Source organism: Permianibacter aggregans, assembly GCF_009756665.1.
Taxonomy (GTDB): Bacteria; Pseudomonadota; Gammaproteobacteria; order Enterobacterales; family Permianibacteraceae; genus Permianibacter; species Permianibacter aggregans.
The window spans coordinates 3,915,905-3,929,582 of sequence record NZ_CP037953.1; the positions used below are offsets into that span (position 1 = coordinate 3,915,905).

The 13,678-nt window shown below is 55.3% G+C and carries 12 protein-coding genes; 6 read left to right on the forward strand and 6 right to left on the reverse strand.

Annotation, left to right across the window (positions count from 1 at the left end):
- Window positions 1-77: 77 nt before the first annotated feature.
- Window positions 78-1,202, forward strand: coding sequence for an LPS export ABC transporter permease LptF (gene lptF / locus E2H98_RS17645; RefSeq protein WP_157591447.1), 1,125 nt, complete (start codon window positions 78-80; stop codon window positions 1,200-1,202).
- Window positions 1,199-2,269 (forward strand): LPS export ABC transporter permease LptG, encoded by a 1,071-nt coding sequence (lptG, locus tag E2H98_RS17650; RefSeq protein WP_133587023.1) that lies wholly within the window; start codon window positions 1,199-1,201, stop codon window positions 2,267-2,269. Before lptF ends, lptG begins: the two co-directional genes overlap by 4 nt.
- Here the strand turns inward: lptG and E2H98_RS17655 are convergent.
- Window positions 2,266-2,742: an RDD family protein gene (locus E2H98_RS17655; RefSeq protein ID WP_133587024.1), complete on the reverse strand. Its 477-nt coding sequence runs from the start codon at window positions 2,740-2,742 to the stop codon at window positions 2,266-2,268. The two genes, lptG and E2H98_RS17655, sit on opposite strands and share 4 nt — an antisense overlap.
- Before the next feature lie 159 nt (window positions 2,743-2,901).
- Between E2H98_RS17655 and E2H98_RS17660 the strand changes: the two genes are divergently transcribed.
- From E2H98_RS17660 to E2H98_RS17670, 3 genes are all read left to right on the forward strand, one after another.
- Window positions 2,902-4,188 carry a nucleotide sugar dehydrogenase gene (locus E2H98_RS17660; protein ID WP_133587025.1) on the forward strand — a complete coding sequence of 429 codons (1,287 nt, stop codon included), beginning with the start codon at window positions 2,902-2,904 and terminating at the stop codon, window positions 4,186-4,188.
- A gap of 2 nt (window positions 4,189-4,190) precedes the next feature.
- A complete protein-coding gene (locus E2H98_RS17665; protein ID WP_133587026.1) occupies window positions 4,191-5,207 on the forward strand; it encodes an NAD-dependent epimerase in 1,017 nt (338 codons plus the stop codon).
- Window positions 5,208-5,390: 183 nt separating this feature from the next.
- Window positions 5,391-8,630 (forward strand): VPS10 domain-containing protein, encoded by a 3,240-nt coding sequence (locus E2H98_RS17670; protein ID WP_133587027.1) that lies wholly within the window; start codon window positions 5,391-5,393, stop codon window positions 8,628-8,630.
- Between the two features lie 25 nt (window positions 8,631-8,655).
- Here the strand turns inward: E2H98_RS17670 and E2H98_RS17675 are convergent, their stop codons facing one another.
- The 5 genes from E2H98_RS17675 to E2H98_RS17695 all read right to left on the reverse strand — a co-directional run bounded on the left by E2H98_RS17675 (window position 8,656) and on the right by E2H98_RS17695 (window position 13,058).
- Window positions 8,656-9,048: a DUF2784 domain-containing protein gene (locus E2H98_RS17675; RefSeq protein WP_133587028.1), complete on the reverse strand. Its 393-nt coding sequence runs from the start codon at window positions 9,046-9,048 to the stop codon at window positions 8,656-8,658.
- 89 nt (window positions 9,049-9,137) lie between these two features.
- Complete coding sequence (locus tag E2H98_RS17680; protein ID WP_133587029.1) at window positions 9,138-10,406, reverse strand: inorganic phosphate transporter; 1,269 nt, start codon at window positions 10,404-10,406, stop codon at window positions 9,138-9,140.
- 30 nt (window positions 10,407-10,436) lie between these two features.
- Window positions 10,437-11,117: a TIGR00153 family protein gene (locus tag E2H98_RS17685; RefSeq protein WP_133587030.1), complete on the reverse strand. Its 681-nt coding sequence runs from the start codon at window positions 11,115-11,117 to the stop codon at window positions 10,437-10,439.
- A 101-nt stretch (window positions 11,118-11,218) separates the two neighbouring features.
- On the reverse strand, window positions 11,219-11,509 hold the full coding sequence (locus E2H98_RS17690) for an EscU/YscU/HrcU family type III secretion system export apparatus switch protein (RefSeq protein ID WP_133587031.1): 291 nt from the start codon (window positions 11,507-11,509) through the stop codon (window positions 11,219-11,221).
- Entirely contained in the window at window positions 11,502-13,058 is a 1,557-nt protein-coding gene (locus E2H98_RS17695) for a flagellar hook-length control protein FliK (RefSeq protein ID WP_157591448.1), read from the reverse strand. Before E2H98_RS17695 ends, E2H98_RS17690 begins: the two co-directional genes overlap by 8 nt.
- A gap of 85 nt (window positions 13,059-13,143) precedes the next feature.
- On the opposite strand from E2H98_RS17695, the gene mog reads away from it, so the two are divergent.
- Window positions 13,144-13,671, forward strand: a complete 528-nt coding sequence (gene mog / locus E2H98_RS17700) for a molybdopterin adenylyltransferase (protein WP_133587033.1) — start codon at window positions 13,144-13,146, stop codon at window positions 13,669-13,671.
- Window positions 13,672-13,678 lie beyond the last annotated feature (7 nt).

The following is a 13,678-nucleotide window of genomic DNA, read 5'->3' on the forward strand; positions in this document are numbered from 1 at the left end:
AAAAGTGGAAAAATACACCCTTTTTTCGGCAAAAGCGAGATTTCGCACCAAAACCACAAGTTTTCTGGAACCAAAGCGTGCCCGGCAAGATTCTGTTTAAGTACTTGAATCGCGAGATTTTGCGTAATTTTTACGCAATCCTGGCCATTCTTACGCTGATCTTTTTATCCCAACGTCTGGTCAATTATCTGCGCGACGCCGCGTCCGGCGATTTGAGCGGTCTGGCCGTGTTCCAGTTGCTGGCGTTGTTCCTGCCGGTGTTGTTCTCGTTGATGTTGCCGCTGACACTGTTTCTGGCGATTCTGCTCGGTTTGGGACGTTCGTACGTTGAGCACGAAATGACCGTGATGCGGGCCTGCGGTGTTGGTGAGCAGGACGTACTGAAACACCTGATGCGGCCGGTTCTGGTGCTCAGTTTATTAACGGCGCTGATGACGCTGGTAATGATGCCCTGGGCGGTCGAGCAACAGCAGCAGGTCATGGATACCCAAGTCGCGGAAGCAGAATTGTCGCTGTTGTCACCGGGGCGCTTTCAACAGAGCCGCGACAAGCAAAGCGTGTTGTATGTGGAAGAGTTTGGCGCCGAGAAAGCGCTGTCCGGTGTGTTTTTCGCGACAGTGCCGGAGCTGACCGCGGAGCCGTTCAGCGTGCTGTCGGCGAAAAGTGGCTATCACTGGCAGGGCGAAGGCGACAAGGAACGTTACCTGGTGTTGAAGGATGGTTATCGCTATCAGTTCAAACCGGGCAGCAGTGAGTGGAACGTGGTCAAATATGAACGCTATTTCATGCGCGCCGGAGCGCCGGAAATTGCGGCGGCAATACGCAAAGCTAAAGCCGTAGCGACCTGGAATCTGATTGGCCCTGATGTGGAGGACTGGCAGCGAAAGGCTTACGCGGCAGAACTGCATTGGCGTCTTGCGGTGCCACTATCTATGCCGATTCTGACGCTGATCGCGATTCCGCTGTGCAGGGTCAAACCGCGTGATGGCCGCTTCGCGAAAATTCTGCCGGGCCTCGGGATTTACTTGCTGTACACGATGCTGCTGATCACCTCACGCAGCGCGATGGAAGACGGCAAACTGCCGCTCTGGCTCGGTATGTGGCCGGTGCATATCGGCGCTTTCCTGATTGGCATGTTCCTGATTCGTCGGCGCGAGATCCGCCGGGCACCGGCTGTCGCCAGTGCAGGAGCTGGCGCATGAAGATTTTCAATCGCTATATCATCCGCAGCGTGTTGACTCCGACGCTGTTTGTGCTGTTTTTGCTGGTGTCGTTGCGGGCATTGTTTGCCTTCATTGATGTGCTAGATGACGTAGGCAAAGGCGAATTCACCGCGATGACCGGTCTGACCATTGTCGCGCTGTCATTACCGCTGTGGATTGTTGAATTGCTGCCGATGGCGACATTGATCGGCACTGTGCTCGGACTTGGTGTGCTCAGTTCCAATAGCGAGCTGACGGCAATGCGCGCAGCATCGGTTTCGCCGATGCGCATCGGCATGGCGACTCTGCGTTCGGCCTTGGTCCTGGTGTTTGCCGGTGCGCTGATTTCCGAGTTCATTGTGCCGCGCACCAGCTCGATGGCAGAAGACGTGCGTCTGAATGCGATTGCACCGGACCAGTTGCTGCATATGCGCGGCACCGGCGTCTGGATGCGATCAACCCAGGATTATGTGTTCTTCCGACGGGTGTTGCCGGATGATACCGCCGAGCAGATTTACATCATGAACTTCTCAACACCGCTGCAATTGTCACGCGTGACGTTTGCGGAGTCGGCGCGATATGAAGGTGATGGCCAGTGGTTGCTGAGTCACGGCTCCCAATCGGATTACGATGGTGAGCAGGTACGCACCGAGAAATTTGAGCTCAAGACCTGGAACTCTGATCTGGCCCCGGATCATTTGCAGTTGCTGCAAACCAAACCAGAAGAACTATCCGGCGCAGGCTTGTTCTCTTATCGCAATTACTTGCTGGCCAATGGTCTTGATGCCGGCAAATACGACCTGGAATTCTGGCGCAAGGTATTCCAGCCACTGAACCTGATTGCGATGGTATTGGCCGGTATTGCTTCGGTATTCGGGCCGCTGCGCACCGTCACCGTCAGCGCCCGAATTCTCGCCGGCGTCGCGGTTGGCCTGGCCTTTCACTATTCCAGCCAGATCTTCGGGCCAGTCAGTCTGGTCTATGACCTGCCGCCCATTTTTGGGGCCCTGATGCCGCCGCTGATTTTCATGATTGGCGCGGTTTTTCTGTTACGGCGAGCGCGTTAGGCCTTGGTTTTCGCGTCCGGTTTTTTCGGAGCCTCTGTTTTTTTCGGAATATGGATGACCTCGGTGTTCGACACCAGATCCTGCAGCGAGTAGCGCTCGCGATGGAACGGTACTAATAGAAAACCGGCACCGAGCAGCGCACCAATAAAACGCTTCAGGCATTGCAGCCAGCTTACCGTGCCGCGCTGCCGGTCAATCACCCGGATATGCCAGGCTTTCATGCCGACCGTTTGCCCGGACTTGCGCCAGCTGAACGCGTAATAACCAAACCAGCAGGCCAGCAACCAAAGCTGATGCAGTGGGTGGTGGCTCAGATAGTCTGGTTCCCGCTCCTGCAAGCCGGGCAGCAACAGATTGGCAACCAGCGTCGAAAGCGCGGCGGCAACCATCAACAGGGCAACCAGCAGCAGTGTGTCATAAACCAGGGCAGCCAGGCGACGCCATAGCGGGGCAGGGTGGGCAATAACCGACATCAGCAAAGGTCCGGGTAAAAAAGCGGCGGTATTGTAGGCGAAAAGTTCAGGTTCGGCGCAAAAATGCCGGATGGGGCATGGATTAGCGATAGTGTCAGGTCCGCCAATGCTGCTAAGATCGCGGCCTCACAAGGACAGTCACATAGGAATCGTTCTGTTATGGCGCATCAACGTCGTATCGCCGTTATCGGTCTTGGTTATGTCGGTTTACCGGTCGCGGTTGCCTTCGGACGCAAGGAAAGCGTAATCGGATTTGATATCAACAAGCAGCGCATCGCTGCCCTGCAAAAAGGCCATGACGCCACAGGCGAAGTGACCAGCCAGGAACTCGCTGAAACCACAATCCTTTATACCGACTCAATCGATGAGTTGCGTCAGGCGGATTTTTTCATTGTCGCGGTGCCGACGCCGGTTGATGAAGCCCGCATTCCGGATTTGACGCCGATGATCAAAGCCTCTATCACCGTCGGCAAGGCGCTGAAAAAAGGCGATATTGTCGTGTTCGAGTCGACCGTCTATCCGGGCGCCACCGAAGAAGATTGCGTGCCGCATCTGGAGCGCGAATCCGGTTTGAAATGCGGTGTCGATTTCACTGTCGGCTATTCACCGGAACGGATCAATCCGGGCGACAAGGAACACACGTTTACCAAGATCAAGAAAGTCGTTTCCGGTCAGGATGCCAAGACGCTAGATATCGTCGCTGCCGTTTATGAATCGGTGGTTACGGCCGGCGTCCATCGCGCCAGCTCCATTAAAGTTGCTGAAGCAGCAAAAGTCATTGAGAACACCCAGCGTGATTTGAACATTGCGCTGATGAATGAACTGGCGGTGATTTTTCATCGGATGGGTATCGATACCGTTGATGTGCTGGAAGCGGCTGGCACCAAATGGAATTTCCTGCCGTTCCGTCCTGGTCTGGTCGGTGGTCATTGCATCGGTGTCGATCCGTACTATCTGACCCATAAAGCACAAAAACTCGGCTACAACGCCGAAGTCATCCTGGCCGGTCGTCGCATCAATGACGACATGGGCAAGTTCGTTGCTCAGGAAGCGGTCAAACAGATTCTGCAGGCGGGTCTCGCGATCAAAGGCGCACGTGTCGCGGTACTCGGATTGACCTTCAAAGAGGACTGCCCGGATTTACGCAATTCGAAAGTCATCGACATCATCACCGAGCTGCGCAGCTTCGGTATTGAGCCACTGGTGCACGATGCCATTGCCGATCGCGATGAGGCGGTGCATGAGTATGGTGTCAAGCTGGTTGAGCAAAACGAATTGCATGATCTCGACCACATCATTCTCGCCGTTGCCCACAAAGCTTATAAGCAAATGAACGCCGAACAATATCGGGCAATGCTGAAGCCGCAGGCGCGTATTTCCGATGTCAAATGCTGTTTACCACGTGCCGAGTTTGATAAGGCCGGTATCACGCTCTGGAGGCTGTAAGCGTGACACAAAAAACGTTTTTGGTGACGGGTGCGGCCGGCTTCATCGGTTATCACACCAGCGAGCGTCTGCTTGCTCGTGGTGACAAGGTAGTTGGTCTGGATAACCTGAATAGCTACTACGATGTGCGCTTGAAAGAGTCGCGCCTGGCGCGTTTGCAACAGCACGAGAATTTCCGTTTCATCAAATGTGATTTGGCTGACAAGGCCGGCATGGAGCAGGTGTTTCGTCAGCACCAGTTCGATGTCGTCATCAATCTGGCGGCGCAAGCCGGCGTTCGTTACAGCCTGACCAATCCGCATGCCTATACCGACAGCAACGTCACCGGTTTTCTCAATGTGCTCGAAGGCGTGCGCCACAGCGGTGTGCCGCATCTGGTGTTTGCCTCGACCAGCTCCATTTATGGCGCCAATACCAAGCAGCCATTTAGTGAAACGCAGAACGTTGACCATCCGTTGACGCTGTATGCGGCAACGAAAAAAGCCAATGAAGTAATGGCGCACAGTTATGCGCACCTTTTTGATTTTGCGGTTACCGGTTTGCGCTTTTTTACCGTTTACGGGCCTTGGGGCCGGCCGGATATGGCGCTATTCCTGTTTACCAAAGGTATTCTCGAAGGCAAGCCGATCGATGTGTTCAACCATGGTGACATGGTGCGCGATTTCACCTATGTCGATGACATTGTTACCGGTGTGGTTGCGGCGGCGGATAACCCGCCTGAAGGCGATAAAAATTGGGATGGCGATGAGCCGAACCCAGCCACCAGCTATGCCAAGTATCGGGTTTTCAATATCGGCAATAACAAGCCAGTCAAGTTGATGGAATTTATCGAAGCCATCGAGGAATCTGTCGGTAAAAAAGCAATTAAGAATTTGATGCCAATTCAACCGGGTGATGTGCCGTCAACTTGTGCTGATGTCAGTGCGCTGGAGAAAGCGGTTGGCTTTAAACCGGACACTTCGGTCAAAGTCGGCGTCGAAAACTTCGTTCGTTGGTATCGCGAGTATTATCGGGTTTGATATAGCGTCTCCGATGAAAGAAGACCGGCCATTGCGCCGGTCTTTTTGCTTTTGGGGTTTGGTCATCTCGCTTTATTGTTGCGCAGCAGTAAATTTTCATCGGAGGTTTTGACGGAGGTCTGACTTTGTTGCGCGCAATAAATGCGCTAGGCTTCGGTCTCTGCTGCCTGTCCGGAAAGCCTCATGTATAAACCTCTGATACGTAAACTTTTGTGGTGCTCGGTATTCGCGTCGGCAACGGCCTTCGCGGCCGATGCTGATTACTCGGGTCTGAAATTCCGCAATATCGGTGTTGCCGCCGTTTCCGGTCGGGTCAGCGATATCGCTGTCCATCCGGAAAAACATGCCACCTGGTATGTCGCCGCTGCCTCGGGTGGCATCTGGAAAACCGAAAATGCCGGCACGACCTGGTCGCCCATTTTTGATGGTCAGGCTTCGTATTCCATTGGCGCGTTGGCCATTGACGAATCGCGCCCGAATGTCATTTGGGTGGGTACCGGTGAAAACAATTCCCAGCGTTCGGTATCGTACGGCGATGGCGTTTACAAATCGGAAGATAACGGGGCCAGCTGGCAGCATATGGGGCTGAAAGATTCCGAGCATATCGGCAAGATTCTGATCCATCCTGAAGACAGCAACACCATTTTTGTTGCCTCACAAGGCCCGCTGTGGCGAGACGGCGGTGAACGCGGTCTTTATCGCAGCCGCGATGCCGGCAAAACCTGGCAGCGAGTGCTGCATATTTCCGACAAAACCGGCGTCAATGAAGTGATCATGGACCCGCGTAATCCGGACGTGCTTTATGCCAGCAGCTATCAGCGCCGGCGTCATGTCTGGACGCTGATTAACGGCGGTCCGGAATCCACGATTTATAAATCGGTTGATGGTGGCGATACCTGGAGCAAAGTGGAAAACGGTTTGCCGAAAGAAGACAAAGGCAAAATCGGTTTGGCACTGGCGCCAAGCGATCCGGATATCATTTATGCCATCGTCGAATCGATCAACGATAAAGGCGGTTTCTACCGTTCGACCAATGGCGGACAGAGCTGGGAAAAACGCAGCGGCTACATGAGCCAGAGTCCGCAGTATTACAACGAGATTTTTGTTGACCCGCATAATGCCGAACGCATCTATTCGATGGATACTTTTTTGCACGTCAGTGAGAACGGCGGCAAGAGTTTCGAGCGTCTTGGCTCCGGGGAAAAATGGAAGCACGTCGACAATCATGCGATGTGGATTGACCCGCACAATACCGATCACCTGGTCGTCGGTTGCGACGGCGGCATTTACGTAACCTGGGATCGCGGCGAGACCTGGGATTTTGCCGAGAACCTGCCGCTGGCTCAGTTTTATCGCGGCAGCGTCGATTACGATTTACCGTTCTACAACATCTACGGCGGCACGCAGGACAATGCCAGTTTCGGTGTGCCGAGTCGCACTACGGACAAAGCCGGTATCACCAACGGTGACATGTGGATCACGCAGATGGGCGATGGTTTCAAAACCCAGGTCGATCCGACCGACGCTAATGTGGTGTATTCCCAAGCTCAACATGGCGCGCTGGTTCGTTACGATCGCGCCTCCGGCGATGCGCTGGATATCCAGCCGCAGCCGGGCATCGGTGAATCATTACGCTTCAATTGGGATTCGCCGCTGATCATCAGCCCACACAATCACAAGCGTTTGTATTTTGCCGCCCAGAAGCTGTTTCGTTCCGATGATCGTGGTCATTCCTGGGTCGCGGTCAGCGATGATCTGACCCGGCAGTTGGATCGCAACACGCTGAAAGTCATGGGCCGGATCTGGGCGCCGGAAACGGTGGCGAAAAATGCTTCGACCTCGTTCTACGGCAGTATTGTCAGCCTTAGTGAATCACCGCGGCGTGAAGGCCTGCTGTATATTGGTACCGATGATGGCCTGATCCAGGTTTCCGAAAATGGCGGCCAGAGCTGGCGCAAGATCGACGAATTCAAAGGCGTCGACAAACTGGCCTATGTCAGCGATATCGAAGCCTCACAGCATGATGAAAACACCGTCTATGCCAGCTTCGACAATCATAAAAATGGTGATTTCAAACCCTATGTTTTAGTCAGCCGTGATCGCGGCAAGAGCTGGAAACGCATCGACGAGAGTTTGCCGGCGCGGGGCACCGTTTATGCGCTGGCGCAGGATCATGTCAATGCCAAGCTGCTATTCGCTGGTACCGAATTTGGCGTCTATTTCAGCCAGAATGACGGTGAAAGCTGGCAGCAATTGAAAGGCGGTTTGCCGACCATCGCGATTCGCGATATTGACATCCAGCGTCGCGAAAACGATTTGGTGCTGGCCAGTTTCGGTCGCGGTTTCTACGTGCTTGATGACTACTCGGCACTGCGCAGTGCGCCGAAAGTGGCAACACTGTATCCGCCGCGTCGCACCTGGATGTATCCGGTGAAAGCGCGTTTGGCGCTGGCCGGCAAGAGTATGTCCGGTGATACCTATTACGCTGATGACAATCCGCCACATGGTGCCGTGTTTACCTATTACTTGCCGGAAAGCTTGCAAAGCGAGAAAGACAAACGCCTTGAGCAACAGGGCAAGACAAAAGAGAAAGGTGGCGATACGCCGTATCCAAGCTGGCAGCAACTGGAAGCCGAGGACCGTGAGCAAGCGCCAACTGTGACGCTGACTGTCACCGATCAGGATGGCAATGTCATTCGTCGCGTTAATGGTCCGGTGAAAAAAGGTTTCCATCGTGTCGAATGGGATTTGCGTTTGCCGAGCATGGTACCGGCCGCGCTGAAACCATTTGAACCGAGCAGTGCCTTTGATTCCGAGCCGCAAGGCCCGCTGGTGGTACCAGGTCGGTACACGGTAGCGATCGAACAACGGGTTAATGGCGTGACAACGGCGTTGTCCTCACCGCAGACTTTTGTTGTGGAACACACCAACATACTGAAACTGAAACCGGAAGATCGCGATGCGGTGTTGGCGTTCCAGCGTCAGGTTGCTGATTTGTTCCGGGCTGTGTTGTCAGCGGATCGGATCATCAAGGATACCGATGCCCGCATCAGCCATTTGCACAAAGCTTATGAGCGTACACCGGGTGCCAACGCTGCGCTGTTGAATGATTTGCGCGCGCTGGAACAACGCTTGCTGGATTTGCGTGAAGATTTTTATGGTGATGCGACCGTTGCGAAACGCAATGAACCAACCGCACCCGGCATTCGCAGCCGGGTCAGCAGTATCGTTGGCGGTTCATTCGAATCGCATCAGTCACCGACGGCAACGCATCAGCAGCAGTTCGTGCTGGCCTCGGAATTGTTCAAAACCTTTCTGGGTAATCTGAAGACGCTGGTGCAAAGCGATTTGCAGAAACTGGAAGCGCGCTTTGAGCAACTCGATGCACCGCATACGCCGCAGCGTTTTCCAGAGTGGCCATGAAATCAGCGCCACAAAAAAATCGGCATTAAAAAGGGATGACTTCGGTCATCCTTTTTTTTTGCCGCCACATTTGCCGGAACAGCAAGCCGTAACCGAGGACATTAATCAGCAATAAAATGCCGACCAGCCAATACTGCAAGGCATCGAGATTTTCCGGATAGATAATTGGCACGATATAGTGATCGATAAATCCGCCTTCGTAGCCTTGCTCACCACCGAGCTCGCGCAGCCGCTGTTCCCATGGTGTCAGCGGGCAAATCCATTGATTGATTTCAACGAGAACGCCCCACGTCACCGTTGGAATATGCAGCCACAGCAGCCAGCGCCAGCGCAGCGCCAGGAAGGCACCGAACAGTACGAACACAATGAAAAGCAGATGAATCAGCACTAGCGCATCTGCGGCTAGTCGATAAAGCATGGCGATTTATTGATGGTGAGGGAGTGTCACCAGTGTAGAAAAGAAAACCGCCGATGTGGACAAAACGACCACATCGGCGGAAATGTGGTTTAAACGAACAGGTATTTCAGAATAAAGAAGAACAGAATCGACAGCGCGGCACCGGCAGGAACCGTGATAATCCAGCTGGTGAAAATGGTGCGCACCACACCCAGATTCAACGCGCCAATACCACGCGCCAGGCCAACACCAACGACCGCACCGACCAGCGTGTGTGTCGTAGAAATCGGCATGCCGATACCGGACGCAACAACCACGGCCGAGGCGGTAGCAAATTCCGCTGAGAAACCGCGGGTTGGCGTCAGGTGGGTGATCTGATGGCCTATGGTTTCAATGACGCGGTAGCCATAGGTGGCAAGACCGATAACGATACCAACGCCACCGAGCAATAAAATCCAGGTGGGTAATGCCGCTTTGCTGGCGACCAAACCACCAGAACTCAGCACGCTGTGAATCGCGGCCAATGGTCCGATGGCGTTGGCGACATCGTTGGATCCGTGAGCGAACGCCATGGCGCAAGCCGAGAACACCATCAGAATGGCGAACACGCGCTCGACGTTGGTGAAATGAAATTCGCGATCAGCAGCAGGATCCAATTTGATTCGACGTAACAGCACCATGCCGATACTCATGACGACAACGCCAACGCCAAGCGAATACCAGAACGATTGCATCGTCGTCAGCGGCAAACCCAAATGCTTCAGGCCTTTGGTCAGCGTCACAAATGCCATGATGAAACCGACCGCCAGCATGTAATACGGCACGTATTTTTTCGCCAGACCGAACGGACCTTCCTTATCGAGAATCAGGTACTGCACCGAGCGGAAAATCCAGAATGCGATGAACGCGCTCAGTAAAGGCGAGGTGATCCAGCTGATGACGATGGTGCCGAATTTGCTCCATTGCACCGCGTCCATGCCGACGCCGACGGCGGCAAAACCGGCAATGGCGCCGACGATCGAATGGGTAGTGGAAACCGGCCAGCCGTAAAACGTCGCGATAGCGAGCCAAGTGCCTGCGGCCAGCAGCGAGGCAATCATGCCGAACACCAGCAGATCCGGTTTATCGTTGAACACGGTCGGGTCGACAATGCCGCTGCGTATCGTCGAGGTGACTTCGCCACCTGCCAGGAACGCGCCGGCAAATTCAAAAACCGCCGCAATCAAAATGGCCTGTTTAATCGTGATGGCTTTCGAACCGACCGAGGTGCCCATGGCGTTGGATACGTCATTGGCGCCAATGCCCCAGGCCATGAAGAAACCGACCACGCAGGCAAGGATGAGCAGAATGCTGCCATAGTTTTCGATAATGACATTCATCGGAAAATCTCTAGAAAATTATTGTTGTGCTTAGCGCGCGGCCAGCAATTCGAGTCGGGTGCCTACCGACAACGAGCGGTCGGCCAAATCACCGGTCCAATCGATGATGCGGTACATGAACATCGCATCGATCGGGTTCAGTTTTTTCTCTACGGCGAACAATTGCGCTCGCACTTTCACTTGCAGATCGTCGGTGTCCTGTTCGATGCGGCTCAACTCATCAACCAGTTTTTCCACGACTTTCAATTCGCGGCCGCGGAAGCCGGTTTCGACCAGTTCATCCAGTTCGTTGATCGCTGTCAGCGCTTGCAGCGTGGCATCGATACAACGGGTCAGGAAGATGCGGTAATCGGCCTCCATTTCTTTCGGCAGTGCCATCTGGCGGCCAAGAATCAAGCCGGCGATATCCTTGGCGCGGCTCGCAACGCGGTCTTGCATCGACAGCAGTTCGAGCAAGTCGGAGCGATCCATCGGCAGGAACAGGCTATTGGGCAGGTGCACGCGGATATTGCGTTTGAGTTTGCCGGCATCATCTTCAAGTTTGGCAATCTCGTTGCGCACGGCGGCGGCTTGTGTCCAGTCCTGAGCGAACACGGCATCGAAAAACGGGTCGAGCATCGCGACGCATTGGTTGATTTTCGCCATGTGCTCTTGCATCGGCTTGACTGGCGAACGGCCAAATATGTCGAATAACGGGTTGGATCCGGGCATGGAAAAAGTCCCCAAGGCTTAAGACCGGCGTAGTTTATGTGAAGGACGTCGCAGGACAAAGCCGAAATGACGGTTTGATGACGGAAAGATGACAATGCCGCTCAAAGGCTGTTCGGCGTTTTGCCCTTCAAATAATAGGCAAAGGCGATAATGCGGGCGATGGCCAGGTACAGCTCGCGCGGGATTTCCTGGTTCAGCCGCATCTGCATCAGCGTGTTGGTCAATGCCGCATCTTCATGCAGGTGCACGCCATGGGCTTCGGCAATCGCGATAATCTGCTCGGCCAGTTCGCCCTGGCCTTTGGCGACCAGCTTCGGGGCGTTTTCCCGGTCGTAGTGCAGTGCGGCAGCCTTGCGGGCCGAATGCTCCTGGCTTGAACGATCGTCAGACATGGAGATGGAATCCCTCCGCCAGCACCGGCGCCAGACTCGGTATGTGCCCGACCCGATGGGTGCCGATTTGATTCAGCCTTATCGACTCGCCGGTCAGTGAATGTTCCAACACCGTCAAATGTTCATTGAATAGCTGCTCAGTGCTTTCCCGTTCGCTGTAAAACTGCAACGACAACTCCTCGCCGCGCAGATCGAGCAGGAACTGCATGACTCCGAGCTCAGGAAAATCGAAACGCAGGCGCACGACATGATGGGCTTTGCCCTGTTCGTCAGTCTGCTCACTCGGTTCTTCACGTACGACCAGCTCAATCAGATCCAGGCTTTTGCCTTGCTGCACCGGCAATTCAGCATAAAGACCGGTGGTCGCGACATCGGCTCGGGTGTTATGGGCCCAGCTCAGTTGCTGGCGACCGAGTAACTGCGCCAGATCATCGGCCAACTCCCGGACCAGTTCCGGTGTTGGTAAGGCACGGGTCAGCTCTGGCCGAGCGGCGTCGGTTTCAACCGTTTGTGGAGCCGGCCGAGCGGTTGCGCTACTGGTCTGGGCTTGCGTTTGGGCGGGCAACAGGGCTTCCAGGGTCAAACTGCTGCCGGGACTTGTAGTTGTCGGGGCGTTCAATAGCAGCCGAATCACGGTAGTCAGCAATTCGGTGTAGCTGCCGGGGCGCGTCTGCGCACTGGCAGTAGGCGTATTGGTCGCTGGTGAGGCGGGGCGCTCGACCGACGCCAACAAATGATGGCGTAGCCAGCGCATGGCCCGATCGTTGTCGGCAAGCTGTTCTGGTTTGGGCATTTGCGCCAGCAGCCGGTTGATCGGATGATTGGCCAGCACTTGTTCGTGGTCGGTTTCGACCGGAGCAGGTGAGCCGGTTGGCCTTGACAGAAGCGGCAGCAACTGTTGTAGCTGATTCAGCAACGGCGATCGTGACGGCGGCGGGGTTAGTAGCGAAGGCGCCAGCGACGACAAGGCCTGCACCGCCGGCCGGATCGGCAGGGGCAGTTCGGTCAGCAGCGGTCGTGGCAAACCGGCCGGCAGATTCAATGGCAATGTGCTTCGAGCGATGGCGGGTTTGCTGGCCAGACTCTGTTGCACCGCTTCAGTCACCGCCGGACGCTGGGCCAGGGCTTGCGGCAATAGCGCATCGGCCAATTTGGTAGCGGCGGACACCAATGATGATGGCGTTGGTGTGGCGGGCGCTTGACTCGGTGTTGATGCCGGTGAGGTTACCGGCGCTGGAGTCGTTGCTGGCGGTTTGCTGGCGACCGTTGCCGCCAGCAGCGGCGCCAGGCGCAACTTCAACGCCGGCTGCAATTGCTCGACGGTCAGTTTCAGCGCTTCACCGTTGGCAAATGGCAGCGGTTTGGCTATGGGTAGCTTGAGTGTCCCTTCCGGCGTTTTCAGCCATACATGTTCTGCTGACTGTCGGTTGACGCTCACCTGCAGCACAGTGCCGACCTGCCAGGCTTGGGTCACGGCCTGGGTCAGGCGCGGGTTCAGCGCGCTCCAGTCGGAAACGGTCAAGGAAACAGGCGGGGTATTCGGCAGCAAAGCTTGATCCAATTCAAGGCCCGAAGGCGGTGGCACACTGGTATAGTATGGCCCGTTTTCTGACCCCCAGTTTTCAGGAGCCGCAATGACCCTACGCATCGGTGTTGTCACCGTATCCGACCGCGCCAGCCGTGGCGAATACGAGGACAAGGGCGGTCCAGCCATCGTTGCCGAACTGCAGCGGATGCTGAGCACGCCACATCAGGCCGAGTGCCGGGTCATTCCTGACGAGCAACCGTTAATCGAAGCGACTTTACGCGAATTGCGTGATGCCGGTTGCCATTTGATCGTCACCACCGGCGGTACCGGGCCGGCGCCGCGCGATGTCACGCCGGAAGCCACGGCAGCCGTTTGCGATCGGATTCTTGATGGCTTTGGCGAACAGATGCGAGCGGTGTCATTGAAGGTGGTGCCGACCGCGATTCTGTCCCGACAAATCGCCGGAACCAGTGGCAAGAGTTTGATCATCAATTTGCCCGGTAAGCCGAGCGCTATTCGGGATTGCCTGGAGGCAGTCATGCCTGCGATCCCATACTGCATCGATTTGATCGGCGGCTATTACCTGGAAACCCATGACCATGTGGTCAAGGCGTTTCGGCCGAAATCTGCCTGAGTAAAGC